The organism is Bacillota bacterium, from assembly GCA_024655925.1.
Taxonomy (GTDB): domain Bacteria; phylum Bacillota; class DTU025; order DTU025; family JANLFS01; genus JANLFS01.
The window spans coordinates 1-21,873 of sequence record JANLFS010000022.1; the positions used below are offsets into that span (position 1 = coordinate 1).

At 61.6% G+C, this 21,873-nt stretch carries 21 protein-coding genes; 20 read left to right on the forward strand and 1 reads right to left on the reverse strand.

Annotated elements, in window-relative coordinates:
- The 5 genes from rlmH to NUW23_05035 form a co-directional block, all read left to right on the forward strand.
- Positions 1-460, forward strand: a 460-nt coding sequence (gene rlmH, locus NUW23_05015) for a 23S rRNA (pseudouridine(1915)-N(3))-methyltransferase RlmH (protein MCR4425537.1), incomplete at its 5' end; no start/stop codon positions are given.
- A gap of 13 nt (positions 461-473) precedes the next feature.
- Entirely contained in the window at positions 474-1,334 is an 861-nt protein-coding gene (locus NUW23_05020; protein MCR4425538.1) for an FAD-dependent thymidylate synthase, read from the forward strand.
- Between the two features lie 84 nt (positions 1,335-1,418).
- The gene (locus tag NUW23_05025; GenBank protein ID MCR4425539.1) at positions 1,419-2,348 is read left to right on the forward strand and encodes an ABC transporter ATP-binding protein; all 930 of its coding nucleotides are present in this window, start codon (positions 1,419-1,421) and stop codon (positions 2,346-2,348) included.
- Positions 2,349-2,361: 13 nt separating this feature from the next.
- A complete protein-coding gene (locus NUW23_05030; GenBank protein MCR4425540.1) occupies positions 2,362-3,570 on the forward strand; it encodes an ABC transporter permease in 1,209 nt (402 codons plus the stop codon).
- Between the two features lie 20 nt (positions 3,571-3,590).
- The gene (locus tag NUW23_05035; GenBank protein ID MCR4425541.1) at positions 3,591-4,796 is read left to right on the forward strand and encodes an ABC transporter permease; all 1,206 of its coding nucleotides are present in this window, start codon (positions 3,591-3,593) and stop codon (positions 4,794-4,796) included.
- 62 nt (positions 4,797-4,858) lie between these two features.
- Here the strand turns inward: NUW23_05035 and NUW23_05040 are convergent, their stop codons facing one another.
- Entirely contained in the window at positions 4,859-5,122 is a 264-nt protein-coding gene (locus NUW23_05040) for a YqhV family protein (GenBank protein ID MCR4425542.1), read from the reverse strand.
- A 177-nt stretch (positions 5,123-5,299) separates the two neighbouring features.
- On the opposite strand from NUW23_05040, the gene NUW23_05045 reads away from it, so the two are divergent.
- The 15 genes from NUW23_05045 to NUW23_05115 all read left to right on the forward strand — a co-directional run bounded on the left by NUW23_05045 (position 5,300) and on the right by NUW23_05115 (position 21,872).
- Positions 5,300-6,394, forward strand: a complete 1,095-nt coding sequence (locus NUW23_05045) for a BMP family ABC transporter substrate-binding protein (GenBank protein ID MCR4425543.1) — start codon at positions 5,300-5,302, stop codon at positions 6,392-6,394.
- A 103-nt stretch (positions 6,395-6,497) separates the two neighbouring features.
- The gene (locus tag NUW23_05050) at positions 6,498-8,003 is read left to right on the forward strand and encodes an ABC transporter ATP-binding protein (GenBank protein MCR4425544.1); all 1,506 of its coding nucleotides are present in this window, start codon (positions 6,498-6,500) and stop codon (positions 8,001-8,003) included.
- Positions 8,000-9,139, forward strand: a complete 1,140-nt coding sequence (locus NUW23_05055; GenBank protein MCR4425545.1) for an ABC transporter permease — start codon at positions 8,000-8,002, stop codon at positions 9,137-9,139. Before NUW23_05050 ends, NUW23_05055 begins: the two co-directional genes overlap by 4 nt.
- The gene (locus NUW23_05060; protein MCR4425546.1) at positions 9,132-10,058 is read left to right on the forward strand and encodes an ABC transporter permease; all 927 of its coding nucleotides are present in this window, start codon (positions 9,132-9,134) and stop codon (positions 10,056-10,058) included. Before NUW23_05055 ends, NUW23_05060 begins: the two co-directional genes overlap by 8 nt.
- 147 nt (positions 10,059-10,205) lie before the next feature.
- Positions 10,206-11,531, forward strand: coding sequence for an MFS transporter (locus tag NUW23_05065; GenBank protein MCR4425547.1), 1,326 nt, complete (start codon positions 10,206-10,208; stop codon positions 11,529-11,531).
- A 2-nt stretch (positions 11,532-11,533) separates the two neighbouring features.
- Positions 11,534-11,857: a cyclic-di-AMP receptor gene (locus NUW23_05070; protein ID MCR4425548.1), complete on the forward strand. Its 324-nt coding sequence runs from the start codon at positions 11,534-11,536 to the stop codon at positions 11,855-11,857.
- A 194-nt stretch (positions 11,858-12,051) separates the two neighbouring features.
- Positions 12,052-12,336 carry a (2Fe-2S) ferredoxin domain-containing protein gene (locus NUW23_05075; GenBank protein ID MCR4425549.1) on the forward strand — a complete coding sequence of 95 codons (285 nt, stop codon included), beginning with the start codon at positions 12,052-12,054 and terminating at the stop codon, positions 12,334-12,336.
- Complete coding sequence (locus NUW23_05080; protein ID MCR4425550.1) at positions 12,308-14,053, forward strand: PAS domain S-box protein; 1,746 nt, start codon at positions 12,308-12,310, stop codon at positions 14,051-14,053. The genes NUW23_05075 and NUW23_05080 overlap by 29 nt, the downstream gene beginning before the upstream one ends.
- Positions 14,054-14,055: 2 nt before the next feature.
- Positions 14,056-15,222: a serine/threonine-protein phosphatase gene (locus NUW23_05085; protein MCR4425551.1), complete on the forward strand. Its 1,167-nt coding sequence runs from the start codon at positions 14,056-14,058 to the stop codon at positions 15,220-15,222.
- A gap of 29 nt (positions 15,223-15,251) precedes the next feature.
- Complete coding sequence (locus NUW23_05090; protein ID MCR4425552.1) at positions 15,252-15,749, forward strand: NAD(P)H-dependent oxidoreductase subunit E; 498 nt, start codon at positions 15,252-15,254, stop codon at positions 15,747-15,749.
- A gap of 2 nt (positions 15,750-15,751) precedes the next feature.
- Positions 15,752-17,632, forward strand: a complete 1,881-nt coding sequence (nuoF, locus tag NUW23_05095) for an NADH-quinone oxidoreductase subunit NuoF (GenBank protein MCR4425553.1) — start codon at positions 15,752-15,754, stop codon at positions 17,630-17,632.
- Positions 17,633-17,654: 22 nt separating this feature from the next.
- Entirely contained in the window at positions 17,655-19,673 is a 2,019-nt protein-coding gene (locus NUW23_05100) for an NADH-dependent [FeFe] hydrogenase, group A6 (protein ID MCR4425554.1), read from the forward strand.
- A gap of 24 nt (positions 19,674-19,697) precedes the next feature.
- The gene (locus tag NUW23_05105) at positions 19,698-20,369 is read left to right on the forward strand and encodes a redox-sensing transcriptional repressor Rex (GenBank protein MCR4425555.1); all 672 of its coding nucleotides are present in this window, start codon (positions 19,698-19,700) and stop codon (positions 20,367-20,369) included.
- Positions 20,370-20,411: 42 nt separating this feature from the next.
- Entirely contained in the window at positions 20,412-21,287 is an 876-nt protein-coding gene (locus tag NUW23_05110; GenBank protein ID MCR4425556.1) for a diacylglycerol kinase family lipid kinase, read from the forward strand.
- 3 nt (positions 21,288-21,290) lie between these two features.
- Positions 21,291-21,872 (forward strand): glycerol-3-phosphate acyltransferase, encoded by a 582-nt coding sequence (locus tag NUW23_05115; protein MCR4425557.1) that lies wholly within the window; start codon positions 21,291-21,293, stop codon positions 21,870-21,872.
- Position 21,873 lies beyond the last annotated feature (1 nt).

A 21,873-nucleotide genomic window follows, 5' to 3' on the forward strand; every position in this document is an offset into this window, starting at 1 on the left:
AGTAGGCAAGCTCAAAGAGAGCTACTTGGTCCGCGCGGTCGAGGAGTACTCCAAGCGTATTGGCAGATACGCGACTCTCGAAAGGATCTGGGTTCCAGAGGAACCCTTTGCAGATTCGGCCTCCCCCGCGCGCCGGGATGAGATCCGCGCGGCAGAAGGCCGAAGGCTGCTTGCCCGGACGCGTCCGTCCTCATTCCTGATATTGTGCGACCTTGAGGGGCAGGAGATGTCCTCGGAGGAGTTCTCGCGGTTCCTCTCTGAGCTTGGTGTCGGAGGCGCGAGCGACCTCACGTTCTTGATCGGGGGGCCGCTTGGCGTATCCCCCGAGGTCCGAGAGCGCTCCCGCGCTCGGATCTCGTTTTCGCGCATGACTTTCCCTCACCAGCTCATGCAGGTCATGCTTCTCGAGCAGATATACCGGGCGTTCAAGATCTCGCGTGGAGAGCCTTACCATTACTGAACGAGGTGCTCTTATGAACGAGCCTCAAGACTGTGGCGAAGTCGGTCTCAGATTCAGGATCATCCATTACCCTTTCGCTGGAACTCCGGTCAATACAGAGTCCCTGCTTCTCATGGCCAAGCTCTGCTACAGGCCTCTCAGCATCGACGAGATCCACGATATGGTTTGCGGGCAAGGCGACGACGCCGCAACCGGCAAGTTCATCCGCGGCCTGATCCGGTCGGGGCATCTCGGCGCTCTGGAGCACTGGTACACGAGCTTCGCGGTTGAGGGCTACAGTCGGATCTCCAGCCAACAGAATGACAGGCACCGGCTAATCAAGATGTTCAAAGACCCCGGAGTCCCCGGAGGCGAGGGCGGCTCTGCCGCGATGGGGTGGTTGATGAACGATCCGGAGCAAGGATCGGCAGATACGTCCCAACTCCAGCAATCGCAGAGATATGTTCGGGAGGATAACTTCAACTATGTGGTGCCCCCGAGCTTCCACAACCACCCGGAATTTCTGCGAAGATTCCGAGAACTACAAAGACAAGTCCGCGACCTGCAAGGTTACGGCCTGACTGAGGCTGGGCTTCCGCCGGAGGACGTCAGGTTCGGGTTGACCAACGCGACTGAAACGCGTTTTGTCATCACGACGAATGCTCGGCAGCTTCGGCACATGTTCAACCTGAGGTGTTGCAGCCGGGCGCAATGGGAGATCAGGGCCTTGTTTGACGGGCTACTCGCCGAGTACAAGCGAATCGCCCCAAACATCTTCTGGCGGGCCGGCGCGTCATGCGATGATTTCGGGTACTGTCCGGAAGGCTCCATGAGCTGCGGGAAGGCGCCAACGCTCGAGGATCTGCTGCGCCGGGCAGGCCGCGAGCCCAGGTAGTGCGGGGAGCAGCACGCAAGGCCGAGGGAGCGCAGGTGGCCAAGGCGGCCCAGTGGGAGGTGGTGTTGTCCGGTGTCCGGTTTCATTCTCGAGGTCTCGAGTCTCACCAAACGATTCGGCCCTAGAACAGCCGTGGACGACATAAGCTTCGCCGTCCCGGAAGGGGAGAGCCTTGGGCTTCTCGGGCCTAACGGGGCGGGCAAGTCCACTACGATCTCAATGGTTTGCGGGCTTGTTACCCCTACGTCCGGGGATGTCAGGGTCGCAGGGGAGAGCGTGAGAGATCGGCCAATGCAGGCTCGCCGGGCTTTTGGCCTCGTGCCGCAGGATGTCGCGCTCTACCCGACTCTCACCGCACGGGAGAACCTCCTCTTCTGGGGGCAAATGTACGGGCTGGGAGGGCAGGATCTTAAGTCCAGGGTCGACTCGGTCCTCGACATCGTGGGCCTTTCGGACCGCGGCCGGGACCGAGTGCAGACGTATTCAGGGGGCATGAAGCGTCGGCTGAACATGGCGGTCGGGCTCATGCACAGGCCCAGGCTGCTGGTGCTGGATGAGCCGACCGTCGGAATCGACCCTCAGTCGCGGAACCACATCCTCGAGACCGTCAAGTCCCTGAACGCGGAGGGAATGTCCGTCCTCTACACCAGCCACTACATGGAGGAGGTAGAGTATCTGTGCGACCGGATCCTCATAATGGACGAAGGCCGCATGATGGCTCTGGGCACCCTCGATGAATTGAGGCTTCTCGTGGGCGATCAGGACGTTATCAAGATCAAGGTCGCGGAGGCGAAGCCGGGCGCTCGTGAGGCACTCGCGGCCATCGAAGGTGTGTCCGGATGCACCGAGGAGGATCGGGTCATGATCGTTCTCGCTCCGCACGGCCGGCGAGTCCTGGCGGACATCATCACCGTCCTCAACTCGATGGGCGCCAAGGTAACCTCCGTCGAAGTTCGCGAACCAGATCTCGAGAACGTCTTCCTCCATTTGACCGGCAAGTCCCTCCGGGATTAGGAGGCGGTCATCGGTGAAACTCATTTCCATGACTGCAAAGGACATCCGAATCGCCCTGCGGGACCGACAAGCCCTGAGCGGAATGATCCTGCAGCCCATGGTGGTGATACTCGTCCTGGGCCTCGCACTCGGCCCAATGTTCCGAGATACGGGTCCGGGGCCTGCAAGTGATGTGGGAGTGGTGGATTCGGACGGAGGGGTCTACTCCCAGGTCTTCTTCAAGGAAGTGCTTGAGGGGGAAGGGCTTTCGGAGTTCCTGACGCAAGTCCCCATGACCGAAGACGAGGCCCGCGCGCTCATCAAGGCGGGCAAGCTGCGGGCTGCCGTGGTAATCCCCGCTGGCTTCAGCGAGAAGATCATGGCGGGGCAACCCACCGCGATTAGAGTGCTGTCGGACCCCGCGTCCGGGGTGTTCGCCCCGATGGTCCGCTCGATTGCGTCCTCCTATGCGCAAACCGTCGCCGCCCAGAGGGTCTCCATGGAGACTGTGGTCAGAACGTGGCTTGTGAAAGGGACGGCGTCCCCGGTCCAGCTTGGATCCTTGTACGCGGAGGCGGCCCCGGCAGTGGCCGCGGCCATCCGCTCGCCCGGGCCCGTGCTTGACGAACGAACGGCTGCCGCCCAGAAGCTTGTGAGCTCGTTCCAGTACTACGCCGCCGGCATGGGCGTGATGTTCCTTCTGTTCGGAACCATGATGGGCGCGCGCTCACTCCTGGACGAGCGTGACCAGTTCACGCTGGCCCGGATTCTGGCTACTCCTACTCCGAGGTCCATCATTCTCGCGGGCAAGGTCGTAACGGTGTTCGTAATCGGCGCTTTGCAGTGGACCACTCTCGTCCTTTTCACTCGGATCGCCTACGGCGTCAGGTGGGGGACGTCCCCAGAGGCCATGGCCGCGCTGTCCGCGGCCACAGTCTTCGCAGCCGCAGGGGTCGGCATACTGCTGTCCACCGCGGCGAGGACCCGAAGGGGAGTGGGCCTCGCGAGCGCGCTGTTCATCCAGGTGTCGTCGCTTTTGGGAGGAAGCATGGTCCCGATCATGGTCTTCCCGGAATTCATCAAGCCCCTCTCCAAGATCACTCTCAACTGGTGGGCCATGACTGGGTTCACGGCGCTGTTCACCGGCTCGGGACTGACTGACGTCGTTCCGAGTGTGGCGGCCCTGCTCGCGATCGGGGCGATCGCGTTCATCATCGGGGTGGCCAGGCTCAGGTTGGACTGAAGCTTGAAGGAGGCCTCAACATGATAAAGGCCTTAGCCTTAGCGCGCGTCCTGCTGGTGGACACTGCACGGGACCGGGCTTCCCTGTTGAACCTGGTGTTCCTGCCCGTCCTTTTCACCTTCCTCGTGGGCATTGTGTTCGGAGGGGGGTGGGGGTCGGGAGGTGAGTTGACCGTGGCTGTGGCCGATCTCGACGACTCGGAGATCTCCCGGCTGGTCCTCGGCCTCATGCCCGCCACTTTCGCGCAAAGGCCGGTATCAACTGCTGACGAGGGTCTGAACCTGGTCCGCAAGGGCGGCGCGGCCGCGGCAGTGACGATCCCCCCAGGATTTGGGCAGGCAGTGAAATCCCTTGAGCCCGCAGTGGTCAAGGTCGAATTCCATGATCGGATCGGCGCGGAAAGGGGCGCGCTGGCCGCTGCCGTCTCCACGGCGGTCCTCAGGGTTCGCTCAGACGCTGCAGCCGCCCACGTGGCCATGAGCCGGTCTCCTGGGACGGTGGTCGGGGTGAGCGATGCCAAGTGGGACGAAGTCTTCTGGGCGGCGGAGCAGGGATGGACCGAGGAACCCCTCGTCACGGTGGAACACGAGAGCGTGGAGGGGCCAGCCTCGGCGCGAGCGCAGATTCCACAACGCCCAATAGACCAGGCATCCGTCGGGTTTCTCGTGATGTTCGTCATGATGACCACCGCGTTTGGAGCGGGGGAGATACTTCAGGAGAAAAAGGCGGGCACTTGGGGCAGGCTCCTCTCGACTCCTACACCTCGCTGGTCGATCCTTGGGGGGAAACTCCTGGGGGTTGCCGCCCTGGGCGTGCTGCAATGCGCGATCCTCGTCGGCGCCGGGCAGTTCCTCTTCGGGGTCGAATGGGGGTCGTCCCCTCTCTGGGTGGGCCTCGTGCTTGTGTGTCTGATCCTCGCCGCCACCGGGCTCGGCCTCATGATCGCGGGGTTCGCCAAGACATACGCGCAGGTAGTTGCGTTTGCCAACATAATCGTCATGCCCACGTCCATGATGGCCGGGGTGTTCTGGCCTTTCGAGGTAATGCCGAAGGCGGTCCAGAAAGTGGCGCAAGCACTGCCTCAGCGCTACGCTGTCGCGGCTCTGATAGACCTCATAGTCGGGAAGACGGGGCCCAGCTCGGGTGTGATCGTGGCGTGTCTGGTCCTGTTGGGTTTCGCGGGGGTGTTCCTGGCGATCGGGATGTCGAGACTCAGATACGAGTAGTAGCAGGAAGCTCGGGCCGCGCGCCGGGTCTATAGGGCCCTCGCCCTCGCTCGGCGCCCCGGTCATCTCGTGCCCGCCAGGATCAATCCAACTCCTGCAGCAATCAATAACACCCGGACCGGTGAGAGATGCGTGGCTATGCCGAGCAGGCCCACAGCGGTCACTGCCACCATGAACAATGGGCCGATGAGGGCGAGAAACGCGTTGACCCGGAGTGCCGCCGACACTGTGCCCAGCCTGAGCATGACCGCCGCCGCGACAATCTCCAGGGAGCCCGCGACGGCCCGAATGGCCGCCATGTTCCTGAGGGCATCCTGCTCATCCAAACCTGACACCTCCCACGGCGAATCCTCTTCCAGCATGGTAGAGCTTATGCCGGCGCCTGTCCGGTCTTTCCGTTGTTTTGTGACGGTCTGCCGGAAGGAATGTGGGCCTGCCCGGAGAATCAATGTCCGTTCGCGTCGTTTGCACGCTACTTAACTATTTTGGTGGGAGGGATATGCATGAAGAGGTTTCGGACGGCCGCGGTACTGGCCCTGGTCTTGGCTTTGACTGTGGGTATGGCCATGCTCGCAGACAATTCGGCCGCCGGCGCCCAGGAGCAAATGAAAGTCGCCTTCATCTACGTCGGTCCAGTGGGCGATGCCGGCTGGACTTTGGCGCATGACGAAGGGCGCAAGTACCTGGAGCAGCAGCTCCCTTGGGTGAAGACTACTTACGTCGAATCCGTGCCGGAGAGCGCGGACGCCGAGCGAATGATGGTGCAGTTCGCGCGGGAAGGATACAAAGTCATCTTCGCAACGAGCTTCGGCTATATGGACTACATGCTCAACGTCGCGCAACGGTTCCCTAACGTGTACTTCGAGCACTGCTCGGGATTCAAGACCAATCCGAACATGGCCACATACTTCGGGAGGATGTATGAGCCCAGGTACCTCTCGGGCATGGTTGCGGGTAAGATGACCAAGACCAACCTCCTCGGGTACGTGGCTGCTTTTCCAATCCCTGAGGTTGTCCGCGGGATCAACGCCTTCACGAGAGGCGTGAGGGAAGTCAACCCCAACGCACGGGTCAAAGTGGTCTGGACCAACACCTGGTACGACCCGGCACTCGAGAAGGAAGCCGCGAAGGCTCTGCTCGATGTGGGCTGTGATGTCATAGCCCAGCATCAGGATACCCCCGGCCCGATGCAGGCCGCAGGTGAGCGGGGCAAGTACGGCGTGAGCTACAACTCCCCGATGAGCCAATTCGCGCCGAACGCTGTTCTCACCGGCCCCGTGTGGAACTGGGGTCCTTACTACGTCAGGCGCGTGCAGGCAGTCCGAGACGGCAAGTGGAAGAGTGAGCAGTACTGGGGCGGTATGGCAGACGGCATAGTCGGCCTGGCTCCTTACGGCCCCATGGTCCCCGAATCCGTCAAGCAGCTGGTAGAGGCCAAGAAGCTCGAGATCATCGCGGGGAAGTTCCATCCATTCGCAGGCCCCATCAAGGACAATACCGGGAAGGTCAGAGTGCCCGCAGGCACTACCATGACAGACGCTGAGATGCTCAGCTTCGACTGGTTCGTCGAAGGCGTTGAGGGAACGCTCCCCAATTAACGGGGTTTCCGATTCGGGACGGCCGGTGGTTCCGGAAATCGGGCGCCGGCCGCCCCTCACATTTGGAGGTTCACAAGTGGAAGCACCGGCCTACGCCGTAGAGATGCGGGACATCGTCAAGCGGTTCCCGGGGGTGACCGCAAACAACCGGGTCAACTTCTCCGTCCGTCCCGGCGAGGTCCACGCCCTGCTCGGGGAGAACGGCGCCGGGAAGAGCACGCTCATGAACATTCTCACAGGCCTCTATCACCCGGACTCAGGTGATATACTGGTCCGGGGGCAAAAGGTCAACATGAGGTCCCCGACCAATGCGATCGCTCTCGGGATCGGCATGGTCCACCAGCACTTCCGACTGGTAAACACATTCACCGTGGCAGAGAACATCACCTTGGGGATGTCAAAGCCTCGGTTCATCCTGGATATGTCCGCGATCGAACGTGAGCTCGAAAGATTCTCACGGAATTACGGGCTCGCGGTGAACCCAAGAGCGAAGATCTGGCAGCTTTCCGTCGGGGAGCAGCAGAGAGTCGAGATCGTCAAGATGCTCTACCGAGGAGCGGATGTTCTCATCATGGACGAACCCACGGCCGTCCTCACTCCGCAGGAGGTGCGTGAGCTCTTCTCCACCTTGCGGAGGATGGCGGCATCCGGCAAGGCCATAGTCTTCATAACCCATAAACTGGACGAGGTCATGCAGATAGCGGATACAATCACGGTCCTCCGGGGCGGGGAGAACGTTGCCACCGTGGGCCGTTCACACACCGACGCAAGGGCCCTCGCGGCCATGATGGTAGGGAGGGAACTGGCCCCACTCCCTGACCGGCCGCCGGCCGAGCCTGGCCCGATCGTGTTGGCGCTCTCTGGCGTGGACGCCACAGGGGACAGAGGCGAGCGCGCGCTCGCCGGGGTCGATCTTCAGGTTCGAGCAGGCGAGATCCATGGAATTGCAGGAGTGGCCGGTAACGGGCAACGCGAGCTCGCCGAGGTCATCACAGGACTGCGCAAAGCCACAGCCGGGGCTGTCTGTGTCCTGGGCCAGCCCCTGACCAACGCCTCACCCTTGAGGATCATCCGGGCGGGTGTGAGCCATGTACCTGAAGACCGTTTGGGAATGGGCCTGGCGCCCAACCTCGGTGTGACCGACAACGCGATCCTCAAGGAGTACCGGTCTTCCCCCATAGGCTCCGGCCCGTTCATCGACGCCAAGCAGGCCGTGGCGAGGACTACGGAACTCGTAGAGCGGTTCCGGGTCAAGACCCCGAGCCTCAGGACTCCTGTGAAGCAGCTTTCTGGAGGCAACTCCCAGAGGCTTCTCCTGGCCCGGGAGACCTCATGTGTACCCCGGCTCATCGTCGCGGTTCACCCCACGCGGGGTCTAGATGTCGGAGCGACAGAAGCAGTCCACTCGATACTCCTCTCCCAACGGTCCGAGGGCGTTGCCATCCTGCTCATCTCGGAGGATCTGGAGGAACTGACCGCCCTTTCCGACAGGATATCCGTGATGTACTGTGGAGAAATCATGGGGACAGTCAGTAGGGACAAGGTCAATATCGAAGAGATCGGGTTGATGATGGCGGGCATCAGGCCGCGAGGAGGCGATGTGGAGTGAAAGTTCGCCTCGAGAAGCGGGTGGCCGCCTCCCCTGTATACAGATTCTTCTCTCCTGTGCTTGCAGTAATCATGGCGCTCATCTTCGGCGCAGTGTTTCTCTGGGCCTCTGGGTTCAACCCGGCGGAGGTCTACCTCAAGATGTGGTGGGGAGCTTTCGGGGATTCCTACGGCATCTCTGAGACCGTGGTCAAGGCGATCCCGATCATGCTGTGCGCTCTCGGGATCGCGCTCGCAGCGCGGATGCTTCTGTGGAACGTAGGGGCGGAAGGGCAGTTCTACATGGGAGCGGTGGCAGCTTCCTGGGTGGCATTGTCGATGAGGCAGGCCCCGGCGTGGCAGGTCTTGCCCCTGATGGCCCTGGCGGGCATGGCGGGCGGAGCGCTCTGGGCCCTTGTCCCCGCCATTCCCAGGGCACTACTTGGAGTGAACGAGATCATAACCACTCTGATGCTCAACTACGTTGCCATCCACTGGGTCGAGTACTTGGTCCATGGGCCGTGGCGGGATCCAGGAAGCCTCAACTTCCCGCTGTCGGCGCCGTTCTCACGCGCCGCGCGGTTGCCCATGATCGGAGACACAAGGGTCCACGCTGGCCTTCTCTTCGGACTCGCCGCTGCCACCCTCCTGACTTTCGTGTTGTGGCGGACGAAGTGGGGATACGAGGTCCGGGTGATAGGAGAGAACCCAAGAGCCGCCAGGTACGCAGGGATGAACATCACCCGAAACGTCATGATCGTCCTCTGTGCCGCAGGGGCTCTGGCGGGGCTCGCAGGCATGGCTGAGGTTTCCGCGATCGCCGGGCGGATGCAGAAGGGGCTGTCGCCCGGGTACGGGTACTCCGCGATCATTGTGGCGTGGCTCGCCAAACTGAGCCCATGGGGGATCGTGGTCGTTTCGATCCTCTTCGGCGGGCTCCTTGTCGGAGGATACTCTGCCCAGTTCATTGGGGTTTCCGCAGCATCTGTGAACATGCTGCAAGGGGCCATGCTCTTCTTCGTCCTTGCCGCAGAGGTAATGGGTCGTTACAGGATCAGGGTCAGTCTCTCGGGCGCTGGAGTCGATGCCAGCTCCAGCAGGCCGGCTGGGCCGGTGCAGGAGGCTGCGGACATGGGGGGAGAGAGGGCGCGTGAATGACTCCATGCTAGTTGCCATCCTGGCTGCCGCCATCAGCTCCGGGACGCCAATACTCTACGCGGCTCTGGGGGAACTCATCTGCGAGCGGTCGGGCGTGCTCAACCTGGGTGTGGAGGGCATGATGCTCGTCGGAGCGGTCTCGGGGTTCCTTGCGGCAGTCAGGACCGGGAACCTCGCCCTGGGCGTGCTCGCGGCGCTTGTGGCCGGCGGCGCCATGGCTCTGATACACGCGTTCATGACCATATCGCTCAAAGTGAACCAGGTCGTGAGCGGGCTGGCGCTCACACTCTTCGGGACCGGGGTCTCGGGATACCTCGGTAAATCGGTCATAGGGGTGCCTCTGTCCGTCACGTTCAGAGCCGTATCGATTCCAGTTCTTTCGAGCATCCCGGTGGTCGGCCCGATTCTGTTTCGCCACGACCTACTCGTATATGTATCGTATGTGCTGATTCCCCTTGCCTGGTTCTGGCTCTACCGCACCAGGCAGGGGCTGCACCTCAGAGCGGTCGGGGAGAGCCCCGAGACAGCGGATGCCCTTGGGGTGAACGTGTTTGCCATAAGGTACGTCTACGTGGTTCTCGGGGGGATGCTGGCCGGGCTTGGGGGAGCCTACCTCTCGATGGCTTCGGCGCCCTCTTGGATCGAGAATATGACCGCTGGACGCGGGTGGATCGCGGTTGCGCTCGTCATATTCGCGGTGTGGAACCCGATCCGTGCCATGGCAGGCGCCTACCTGTTCGGCGGAGTTGACGCGCTCGGTTTTCGCATCCAGACCCTGGGCGTCACGGTGTCATCTTTCTTCCTGAAGATGCTGCCTTACATCTTTACCGTCCTTGTCCTCATCGTCGTGACCGCGCGGGCCCGCGGGAGGAGGACCGGGGCGCCTGAAGCCCTGGGGACCCCTTACGAACGTGAGTAGTCGGCGGCCAGGCCCTGCGCGCCCCGGGTTGACCTTCGCCCGGCGGCTGCGCCGTGAGCCCAGTGCCCTTGGTGGCCGCGGGTCGCGCCCCGTGTGGGTGCGTGGATTGAAACAAACAAGGTCTGAGTCGGGAAAAGAGGGTAGCGGTTGAACCACACTGTAAGCCCGGTTTTGGCCGAGCGACGCCGCTGGATGCGGTGGAACTTCAAGATGAGCACCATAGACGGAATGCTTGCCAACGTCTCCGTCGGCATGGTCACCCCGTTCTTGGCAATACTTGCAATTGCCCTCGGGGGCTCCAACACCGTTGTCGGCCTGGTGACCGCGGTGCCCGCTCTCATAAACACTGTCATGTATCTGCCGGCAGCAGCGATGGTGGAATCTGCCCGCGGAAGGCTCGGGACGGTGGTGGCGGCGGCGACGGGCGCCCGCCTCCTCTACCTGGTTATGGCGGCTGTGCCGTTCCTGCCTTGGCCGGAACGGCGTGCGGCCATACTGGTGTGCCTCATCGGGCTTCAGGCTATCCCCGCGGTGATCTCCGCTCTGGCGTGGACCGCTCTCATGGGCGAGACGTTCCCGCAGGAGGAGAGAGCCGGGGTCTTCGCCTTTCGAAGCATGTACTGCTCGCTCGTGGCCCTGGCTTCCTCGATGGTCGCCGGCCTGCTGCTGGACCGGGTCGAGTACCCTTGGAACTACCTAGTCCTGTTCACCATCTCGTACGTGGCTGCAATGACGTCGCTGCATTTCCTTATGCAGATGAAGGAGTTCCCAACGGACGGGCGCAAGCCGGGAAGGACCTCGGTTGTAGACCGGTTGCGCAAGCCGTTCACTGACCCGGAATACGGGGTGAAGTTCCGGGTGTTCACCATGAGCGCATTCGTGCTGCATATAGGTCTCAACCTGGCCATTCCCGTCTACCCCATCTACCATGTGCGGGTCCTGGAGCTCTCGAACAGTGTCATAGCGTCTTTCTCCGTGGCGTCTGGGCTCTCGGCGGTTCTTGCCTACCCCATCTGGGGAGGAATCGCGAGGCGGGCGGGAAACGCCGTCGTGTACTTCCTTTCAGGGCTCGCCTTCGCCGTCTTCCCCACAGCGTATTACCTGGCGGGGCAGGTCCCCTACCTTTTCGCCCTCCAGGTGTTCGTCGGGTTCTTCAACGCCGGGTGGGCGCTGACCCTGTTCAATCTGATGTTGGAGTATGTGGACCCAGAGGAGAGCGCGAACGGAATCGCCGTGTTCAACATGGTCATCAATGTCACGGGGATCCTTGCCCCGTTTGTCGCGGCCCACATGATCTCTGTCTGGGGGGTTGGAGTGCCGTTTGCGGTTGCATCCGCCATTCGCCTTCTAGGTTGCCTCCTGTTCTTGCGGGCGGCGCATCCCGGGGCACTAGTGGCCAGGGCTGCCCGGATCATCAGAACCGCGAGCTACAGAAGGCAGGGGCTGAACCGGAATATCGAGGAGGTGTCATGATCGTGAAGCTTGTCATCGCGATTGTCCGTGACGATTACTCCGAGGTGCTCCAAGACGGGCTGGCTGACGCTGGCCACCGTTACACCAAGCTCGCGAGCACCGGGGGGTTCCTCAGGAAAGGCAACACCACACTGCTCGTGGGGGTGGAGAATGACCAAGTCCAATCGGTCCTCGGTATCATCCGTGGGTGTTGCCGGTCCAGACAGGAGTTTATCCCGCCGCAGCCTGTCGCGATGTCGCCCGGGCTTGCCGCTCCTCCCATAGAGGTGCTAGCAGGCGGGGCCACGGTGTTCGTGGTGGACGTAACCCATTTCGAGCGAATCTGAGGCCTCGCCCCGCGTTTCTCGCCCCGTTGCTCCGCGCGCCGGGGCATTGTCCCCTTCCATCACTTTTCTTCACCCACGTGTATTCGCGACGCATTCACCTGACAAAAGGTGTCTGAACCCCTTGTGAAATCCTGCACGATGTGTTAGCATGGCCTTGTGAGATAATGCACAAACCTGGGTGGGAAGGTCGAGAGATGGTTACGGTTTCGATCTGTGTTGGAAGCTCGTGCCACCTCAAAGGAGCTCCCGAGGTAATCGCGCGGTTCAAGGAGCTCATTGCCGAGCACGATCTCTGGAATGAGGTTGAGCTTAAGGGCGTGTTTTGCCTGGAGCGGTGTACCGCTGGCGTCACGGTACAGATAGGCGAAGATTTCTTCTCCGGAGTAGACATCGGCAGGGTCGACTCGTTGTTTGGGGCCGAGGTTCTCCGAAGGCTGGAGGCGGACAGGCATGGCACTCATAACGACGATAAGGGCTAACTGCAAGGACTGCTACAAGTGTGTCCGGCACTGCCCGATGAAGGCCATCAGGGTGGTGGCAGGCCACGCCGAGGTTGTCGAGGAGCGTTGCATAGGTGACGGCACCTGTGTGAGGATCTGCCCGCAGGGCGCGAAGCAAGTGGCGGACTCGCTTCAGGAGGCTAAGGCGGCGCTGACCTCCGCGAGGAGGGCAGCACTCTCCATCGCCCCATCTTTCGTAGCTTCCCTTTCCCTGGACGACCCCAGGCGACTTGCCGGTGCAGCCCGGCGCCTGGGGTTCGATACCGTTGCGGAGACCGCGGAGGCAGCTTACTGGGTGACCCTGGAGCACATGCGAGTAAGCCAGGACATGCCGTGCCCCGTCATCTCGTCGAGCTGTCCCGTAATTGTGAACCTGGTGGAGAAGTACTACCCGGACCTCATATCTCACCTGGCCCCCGTGGCTTCTCCCATGGTTGCGCACGGCCGGATGCTCCGGGCCCGTCACGGGCGGGACATCGCCGTCGTGTTTGCGGGGCCTTGTATCGCGAAGAAGGAGGAGGCCGCCAGGAAGGACGCTTGTGAGGCAGTGGACGCTGTCCTGACCTTCGCTGAACTCTCGAAGTGGTTCGAGGAGGAAGGGATCGACCCATCCACTGAGGACCCTCTGGATTTCGATGCGGAAGTCCCTGGACGGGCACGGCTTTTCCCTCTCGAGGGAGGGCTGGCAGCCACTGCGGGTCTGTCCACAGACGTGTTCTTCGGGGGTGACCTCACAGTCACTGGTCTTGACGACTGCATCCTTGTCCTCGACAACCTGGACGCCCATAGGAACTCAAGGATAGTCGAACTCATGGCATGCCCCGGGGGCTGTATCGGCGGCCCTTATATCGGATCCGACGTGGACGTCTACACCAGGCGTGAGCAGGTGATGGCCTACTATGCCGGGCGGTGGGGTGAGCTGGGGCCTTCTGCTTCCGGAGCATCACCCGGGCCAGCGAGGGCACCGGAGTCTGTCCGGGATCCTGGGGTGTGTCTCGCGGCGAGTTTCGCTCCCCGCACTGTGGGACTCCCAATGCCCACTGAGGAGCAGATCAGGGAGATTCTCGCGAAGACTGACAAGTTGGCGCCCGAGGACGAGTTGAACTGCGGCGCGTGCGGGTACAACTCCTGCCGCGAGAAGGCCGTGGCTGTGTTCCAGGGGATGGCCGAAGTGGAGATGTGCATGCCCTACATGCGAGCGAGGGCGGAGTCCATGTCGAACTTGATAATCAGGTCGACCCCTAACGGCATCATCGTAGTGGACAGGGACTTATCGATCGTCGCTGTGAACCCCGCCTTCGAGTCCATGTTCGGGTGTACCGCCGAGGATGTGGTGGGGCAGCCTGTTGACGTAGTGATGGACTCTTCAGGCTTCCGTCAGGTCTTCGCCAGGATGGAGCTGGTAGAACTCGAGGCGTCTTACCGCGACGGCGCTCTCCACACGAGGCAGAACATCATCTATGTGGACAAGAGGGATGTGGCGGTCTCGATCGTTACAGATGTCACCCGGGAGTTCCAACAGCGAAAGGCGATGCAGCGGGCACGGGAGGACACCCTCGCGAAAGCGGGCGCGGTGATCACGAGGCAGATGCGGGTCGCCCAGGAGATAGCGGGGCTGCTCGGGGAGACGACGGCCGAGACGAAGGTTCTTCTCACTCAGCTCATGAAGCAGATGCAGAACGAGGAGCTGAAATAGGGATGAGGAAGCTGCACGTAGAGGCAGCAGCGGCCTCACTCTCAAAGCACGGGGAGCAACTTTGCGGAGACCACGTGGAAATCGCCCGGACCGAGGACTCCGTAATCGCGGTGCTCTCGGACGGCCTTGGAAGCGGTGTGAAAGCCAATATCCTGGCGATGCTCACCACCAGGATCGCGGTGACCATGCTCAAAGGCGGCGCGGAGATAGATGACGTGGTCGACACGATTACCCGGACCCTTCCCATATGCCAGGTGAGGAAGGTGGCATACTCCACCTTCGCCATCGTTCAGGTGTTCCGGGACGGCCGAGCCTATCTCGTGGAATACGATACGCCTGACGCGTTCCACGTAACCGGCGGCCAGGTCCGGAAGGTCGAGACAGCCAGGCGGACGGTAGCCGACAAAGTGGTCCGGGAGGCGAACTTCACGCTTGAGCCCGGAGACCACTTGTTCCTGGTGAGCGATGGGGTGATCTATGCTGGGATCGGCGGGATTCTCAACCTGGGCTGGCAATGGCCCAATGTGGCCGACTACATCGGCCGTATTACTCCCCGGGGGGCGCAGGACGCCGCGCTCTTGGCCGGGTGGATTGTTGATGTATGCGACCAGTTCTACGCGGGTAAGCCAGGCGACGATGCCTCGGTCGTAGTAATCGCGGTCAGAGAGCCGAGGAGGGTCACAGTGGCGGTTGGTCCTCCCAAGAACCCCGAGGATGACGGGAAGATGGTTGAGAACCTGGTGCGTGCGCCCGGCAAGAAAGTGGTGTGCGGCGGGACCACCGGGAAAATAGTTGCCCGGGAGACAGGGCATGAACTGCAGGTGGAGCTTGAGAGCATGGACCGGGGGGTTCCGCCCACGGCCAAGCTGCATGGGATGGACCTGGTGACGGAGGGGATCATCACGCTTTCCCGGACTCTGGAGAGGCTCTCTGACTTCCAGAAGCACGGGCGCGCTACGGGGAGCCTCGGGGGCGAAGATGGGGCAAGCCGGCTTGCACGGATCCTGATGGATGCTGACCGGGTGGATTTCATAGTCGGGCAGGCAGTGAACCCCGCGCACCAGAATCCGGATCTGCCCATAAGCACCACTTTGAAAGGCCAGGTGTTGGACGAGATAAGAGCCATCCTCGAGGGCGCGGGCAAAGAGACCAGCACGGTCTACTATTAGCAACTAACTTATGGCATGGGGGCGACACAATGGCACTCCTCGAAACGGCGGGGCGGAGATTCGAAAAGGTCAATGAGGTAATCCAACGGCACGGACGCGATCAGTCGGCACTCATACCCATACTTCAGGAGGTCCAGGAGGAGTACAGGTACCTTCCTGAGGAGATTCTCACTTACATCGCCACGGCGATGGGGCTCCCCACGGCCACAGTGTTTGGGGTGGCCACATTCTATGCGCAGTTCTCACTCGAACCGAAAGGCAAGTACATCATCCGGGTGTGCGACGGCACGGCGTGCCATGTCAGGCATTCGATGCCCATATATGACGCCGTCAGGTCCAAGCTTAACCTGAAGGACGGCAAGTACACCAGTCCCGACCTAAGGTTCACAGTGGAGACTGTGGCATGCCTCGGAGCGTGCGGGCTTGCTCCCGTGATGACAGTGAACGACAAGGTTTACGGGAGGATGACTCCGGAAGCGGCATCAATCATAATCGACCAGCTTCTGCAAACGGACGGTGAGAACTGACGATGATTAGGACGAGAGAGGACCTTGAAAGACTTGCGGCAGACTACAGGACTGCCCTACATTCCCGCCCAAGGCGCGTCGCTGTATGCGCGGGGCCCGGGTGCGCGCTCAATGGGTCCATGCAGGTGTACGAGGAATTCCGGAAGATCATTCGAGAGAAAGGCCTTCTGTGGGAGCTTGATACCATCGACGAATCTAAAGAGGGAGACGTCGGTGTGGCCAAGACAGGCTGCCACGGGTTCTGTGATATAGGCCCGCTGGTGCGGATCGACCCGGAGGGGATCCTCTATACGGGGGTCCGCGCGGAGGATGTCTCCGAGATCGTCGAGACCACTCTGGTGGGCGGCGGGACAGTCGACAGGCTTCTCTACCGCCAATCGGACAGTGGGCCGGCCTATGTCCACGAGCAGGAAGTCCCATTCTACAGGAACCAGGTCAAGGTGGCTTTGAGCGGGTGCGGCAGGATCGACCCGGATGACATAAGAGAGTATATTGCGAACGACGGATACCAGGCGTTGAGCAAGGCTATCTTCGACCTGCTTCCACAGGAGATAATCGAAGAGGTCACCCAGAGCGGACTCCGGGGCCGTGGAGGAGGAGGCTTCCCCACGGGGCGGAAATGGATGTTCGCCCACTCCCAGAAGGCGGACCAGAAGTATGTTGTCTGTAACGGAGATGAGGGAGACCCGGGCGCCTTCATGGACAGATGCGTGATGGAAGGTGACCCTCACCGGGTCATAGAAGGCCTTGCCATCGCCGGGAGGGCCATAGGCGCGTCCCACGGCTACTTCTACGTGAGGGCGGAGTACCCCATGGCCATCAAGCGGCTGAAGAACGCAGTGGCTCAGGCGCGGAGCATGGGGATTCTTGGGGAGAACATCCTCGGCAGCGACTTCTCGTTCGATGTGACGATAAAGGAAGGGGCTGGGGCTTTTGTCTGCGGTGAGGAGACTGCACTGCTAGCCTCGATTGAAGGCAAGAGGGGTATGCCGAGGCCCAGGCCGCCTTACCCGGCGGTCAGCGGGCTTTTCGGGAAGCCCACGGTCATAAACAACGTGGAAACCCTGGCCAACGTGCCTCCGATCATACTTCGGGGCGCCAAGTGGTTCCAGGCCATGGGACAGACCACAAGCTCAGGCACGAAGACCTTCGCCCTCACCGGGCAGGTGGCCAATACCGGGCTCATCGAGATTCCCATGGGGAAGACCTTGCGTGAAGTAGTCTTCGATGTCGGTGGCGGAGTGAAAGGCGGCCGGAAGTTCAAGGCTGTCCAGATCGGAGGGCCGTCTGGAGGCTGCCTCACCGCCGAGCATCTGGACTTGCCGCTGGACTACGATTCCCTGCAGCGGGCGGGGGCCATGGTGGGGTCCGGCGGGCTTGTCGTCATGGACGAAGGAACCTGTATGGTGGAGGTAGCACGGTTCTTCATGCACTTCACCCAGAATGAGTCCTGCGGCAAGTGCGTGCCCTGCCGGGAAGGCACCAAGAGAATGCTGGAGATCCTCGAGAAGATCGTGAACGGCAAGGCGACCCTCGAGGACCTGGATACTCTCGAGGAGATCGCCCTCGTGGTGAAGGAGAGCTCCCTCTGCGCGCTAGGCAAGACCGCGCCGAATCCCGTTCTGACCACGCTCCGGTACTTCCGCGACGAGTACATGGCTCACGTGGTCGACAGACGGTGTCCGGCCGGCGTATGCTCCGCTTTCAAGACCTATGTAGTAGATGCGGAGAAGTGCAAAGGGTGCACCAAGTGCCAGAAGGTGTGTCCCGTCGGGGCCATCTCCGGCGAGGTGAAAAAACCTCACGTGATCGACGGATCGAAGTGCATCAAGTGCGGAGCTTGCGCCGAAGCATGCACGTTCGGAGCTATATCACTCGGGTGAGTGCGTAAGGAGGTACCGACTGATGGCTGCTGAGTCATTTGTTACCATAGACGGGACACGTGTTCCAATAGAATCCGAGCGCAATCTCCTGGAACTGGTTCGCAAGGCCGGAGTGGACCTTCCGACGTTCTGCTACCATTCCGAACTTTCAGTGTACGGCGCGTGCAGGATGTGCGTGGTCGAAGTGGAGAAGATGGGAATAGTGGCGTCGTGCACAGTCCCGCCTCAGCCGGGGATGGTGGTCCACACTAACACCGACAAACTCAGGCGGATCAGGAAGACCATCATCGAGCTCCTGCTGGCGAACCATGACCGAGATTGCACCACGTGCCCGAAGAACGGCTCGTGCAAACTGCAGGACCTCGCTGACAGGTTCGGCGTCAGTGAAGTCCGATTCGGACAGGCTGACCGAAGGTTCTCGCTGGATTCGTCCACACCCGCGATCGTGCGAGATCCAAACAAGTGCATACTTTGCGGAGATTGCGTAAGGGCATGTTCGGAAGTCCAGGGCATCGGAATACTCGACTTCGCCTACAGAGGCTCAAAGGCCATGGTCATGCCGGCCTTCGGAAAGCAGCTGGCGGATGTCGATTGTGTCCAGTGTGGGCAGTGCACGACGGTATGCCCGACCGGGGCCCTGACCATCAACTCCTGTACAGACCAGGTGTGGAAGGCCGTCTACGATCCGTCGAAGAAGGTAGTGGCTCAAGTCGCCCCGGCGGTCAGGGTATCGCTTGCCGAGGAGTTCGGGCACGAGCCGGGCGAGATCGTCACGGGGAAGATAGTGTCCGCTCTCAAGAGGATCGGATTCGACTACGTGTTCGATACGTCATTCACGGCCGACCTTACCGTTTTTGAGGAGGGCGCGGAGTTCCTGGATAGGCTCGAGCGGGGCGAGAGGCTCCCGCAGTTCACGTCGTGCTGCCCCGCATGGGTCAAGTACGTGGAGCAATACGCTCCGGAGTACGTGTCAAACCTCTCGTCTTGCAGATCACCTCAGCAGATGTTCGGCGCGGTGGCGAGGCACTACCTGCCGTCCGAACTCGGAGTGAAGCCGGAGGACATCTACGTGGTCTCCATCATGCCATGCACCGCGAAGAAGTTCGAGGCGCAGAGAGAGGAGTTCGCTCCGGGTGGGCGGCGGGACGTTGATGCCGTCGTGACCACGCACGAACTAGCGAGAATGATCAAGGAGGCCGGGGTGGATTTCGAGCGGCTAGAGGTGGAGCCTTTCGATGTGCCGCTGGGAATGGCGACAGGCGCCGGCATGATCTTTGGGAACACTGGCGGAGTGGCCGAGGCGGTGCTGAGGGCTGCAGCCGGCATCCTGGAGCCCGGGAGCCCAGCTAAATTGGTATTTGAGGGAGTCCGAGGGACCGAGGGCGTCCGCGAGGCCGAGCTGACCCTGGGCGGGCGGACCATCAGAGTCGCAGTCGCCCATAGTCTGGGGGCGGCGGCCGAGGTCTTGAGGCGGATCCGGTCGGGAGAGGCCCAGTACGACATCGTGGAAGTGATGGCGTGTCCGGGCGGGTGCATCGGCGGCGGCGGACAACCCAGACCGGGTCACCTGGAGATCAGGAAGAAACGGGCAAGGGCCTTGTATGACGTGGATAAGCTTCAGATGCTCAGGCGAGCTCACGACAACCCGTTCGTCAAGCAGCTTTACGAGAAGTTCCTGGGCAAGCCGGGGGGCGAGGTCTCGCACGAACTCCTCCATACGTCGTACGCGACGAGACGGAGGATTGCCGGGGAGAGTATCAAACTCTACACAGAGGAGGCCGATGGGCAGCTTAACGTGAGTGTGTGCGTAGGTACGTCCTGTTATCTCAAAGGCTCATACGATGTGCTCCATGGGCTCATGCGCCGTGTGAAGGAAAAGGGACTCTCAGACCGGGTGAACCTCAACGCCACTTTCTGCCTGGAGCAGTGCGACTGTGGCCCTAATATGGACGTAGATGGGAAGACTATAAACAAGGTTACTGAGGACGAGATCGACCGGGTATTCGAGGAGGAGATACTTGCGCGCCTGGCACGTTCCTGAGTCCTCCAGGAGGTGATGCGGCGAGTGAAGCAACTCGTTCAGACTTCCAAGGCGACTCTCGGGCGGCTTCCGTTCTACTACCGGACACTGAACTCGCTTGCGGAGAAAGGCCGGTCCCACGTGTCCTCGCGCGAGCTCGGGTCCCTCATGAGGATCGACCCGGCTCAGGTGAGAAGGGATCTCTCGAGCATCGGGGAATTCGGCAAAGCTGGAATCGGGTACAGCGTGCCGGACGTCCTCGACGTGCTCGAGCAGATCCTGGGCCTGAGGAACCGCACCGAGGCTGTGCTGGTGGGGGTGGGGAGACTGGGCGCCGCGCTCTGCCGGTACCCGGGGTTCGAGAAGTACGGCCTCCGCATAGTGGGGCTGTTCGACTCTGATCCATCCAAGATCGGCACCAAGCTGGACGGCCTGCCGATCCTCGATGTGGCCGAAGTGCCCCACGTCGTCAGGCGGCTTGCCATCCAGATGGGGATCGTCACGGTCCCTGGGGATGCCGCGCAGGCTGTGACAGATCTTCTGGTGAGCGCGGGTATAATCGCCATCTGGAACTTCGCGCCCGTGAGCGTCCGGGTCCCCCCGGGCGTGTTCGTGCGCGACGAAGACCTCGCTGCAGGCCTGTCCCACCTCTCCAGGCACCTGTCCGGGGCTTCAGGGCACTCGGAGCAGGAAAGCCGGACCCGACGTGGAACATAGAAGGTCAGTTTGTCTTTTCACGGGAGGGTCAGCGGTTTGCGCGTGAAGGTCGTGCTGAACCCCCGTGCCGGGAGGGGCAGAGCAGGGCGTGAGGAAGACGTCGCGTCGGCTGTGCTCTCCGGCATGGGGGTCGATTTCGAGATCGAGAGGACCACGGGCCCCGGGGGCGCTGTCGAGGTCGCACGCAGGGCAGTGGAGAGCGGGTTCGACACAGTGGCCGCCATGGGCGGAGACGGCACAACCAACGAAGTTGTAAACGGGATTGCCGGCACAGGCGCTACTCTTGGCCTGATACCCTGCGGCACCGGGAACGACTTCGCAGTGGCGATGGGTATCCCGAAGGATGTCAGGGAGGCATGCCGGATCCTCGCCGCAGGCAAGACCCGTCGTGTGGATCTCGGCCGGGTCAACGACAAGTACTTCATATCCACTTTCGGAGTGGGATTCGACGCCAGGGTCACTCGGGAGGTGAACCAAGGTTTCAAGTTCGCCCGGGGGATCCTGGTGTACATACTCGCGGTGATGAAGGTAATCTGGACCTACGCGCCCGAGAGGATGCACCTGGTCGTGGACGGGGAGGAAGTGGTCGTCGATGCGCCGCTCCTTGTTGCAGTGGCAAACTGGCAGAGCTACGGCGGCGGCATGAGGATATGCCCTGAAGCGTCCGTAGACGACGGGGTGTTCGATGTGTGTGTCGTCGCCAACATGTCCAAACTTCGCTTCCTGCAGTCCTTTCCGCGTGTCATCAGTGGAACCCACGTCAGACTCCCCGAGGTTCGGATTGTGCGGGCGAAGTCTGTCAGGATCAAGTGTGGCAGGATGGAGCCGTTCCACATAGACGGAGAAGTGTTTGATGCTTCCGAGATGGAGTTCACCTTGCTCCCGGAGGGGATGAGCGTGATAGCCGGGGAGGTGTAGCGCGTGAGAGTCGTCATTGCTGCGATCCTCGGATATGTTCTTGGATCTATCTCGACCGGGGTGATTCTTGGCCGGGTTTTCGCGGGCAAGGATATCCGCAGTATAGGGAGCGGCAACACCGGAGCATCCAATGCCGCGAGAGTTCTCGGAATCAAGTTGGGCGTCCTGGTCGCCGGAGGGGACGTGGCCAAGGGCATGCTGGCGACTGTCGCGGGCGGGCTCATCGCCCATTCCCAACTTGGGGCGGCGGCCGGCGGGGCCGCCGCGGTCATCGGTCACATTCTCCCTATATGGCACGGGTTTCGCGGTGGCAAGGCTATAGCAACGTTCTTCGGCTCCTGCGTCATCTTGGCCCCAGCAGTCACTCCCGTTGCGGCTCTTGCCTGGGGCGTGGCCTTTGGCGCATGCAGATCCATCCCACTCGCGTCGGCGATCGCATCAGCCTGCCTGCCAGTGTTCGGGTGGGCCTTGGCTGAGCCGTGGCCCGCAGTCCTCTACCTCACGGTCTCGGGGTACGCCATTTCTGCAAGGCACATCCCGGACGTCGTCGGCATCAGGCAACTGACACCTCACAGGAGGCCATAGT

Excerpts from the sequence above, each read along its gene's own strand:
- NUW23_05085 (MCR4425551.1), top strand. The coding sequence starts at position 14,056 with ATGAGGAAGCTGCACGTAGAGGCAGCAGCGGCCTCACTCTCAAAGCAC.
- NUW23_05045 (MCR4425543.1), top strand. The coding sequence starts at position 5,300 with ATGAAGAGGTTTCGGACGGCCGCGGTACTGGCCCTGGTCTTGGCTTTG.
- NUW23_05035 (MCR4425541.1), top strand. The coding sequence starts at position 3,591 with ATGATAAAGGCCTTAGCCTTAGCGCGCGTCCTGCTGGTGGACACTGCA.
- NUW23_05050 (MCR4425544.1), top strand. The coding sequence starts at position 6,498 with ATGCGGGACATCGTCAAGCGGTTCCCGGGGGTGACCGCAAACAACCGG.
- NUW23_05090 (MCR4425552.1), top strand. The coding sequence starts at position 15,252 with ATGGCACTCCTCGAAACGGCGGGGCGGAGATTCGAAAAGGTCAATGAG.
- NUW23_05100 (MCR4425554.1), top strand. The coding sequence starts at position 17,655 with ATGGCTGCTGAGTCATTTGTTACCATAGACGGGACACGTGTTCCAATA.
- NUW23_05075 (MCR4425549.1), top strand. The coding sequence starts at position 12,052 with ATGGTTACGGTTTCGATCTGTGTTGGAAGCTCGTGCCACCTCAAAGGA.
- nuoF (MCR4425553.1), top strand. The coding sequence starts at position 15,752 with ATGATTAGGACGAGAGAGGACCTTGAAAGACTTGCGGCAGACTACAGG.
- NUW23_05020 (MCR4425538.1), top strand. The coding sequence starts at position 474 with ATGAACGAGCCTCAAGACTGTGGCGAAGTCGGTCTCAGATTCAGGATC.
- NUW23_05080 (MCR4425550.1), top strand. The coding sequence starts at position 12,308 with ATGGCACTCATAACGACGATAAGGGCTAACTGCAAGGACTGCTACAAG.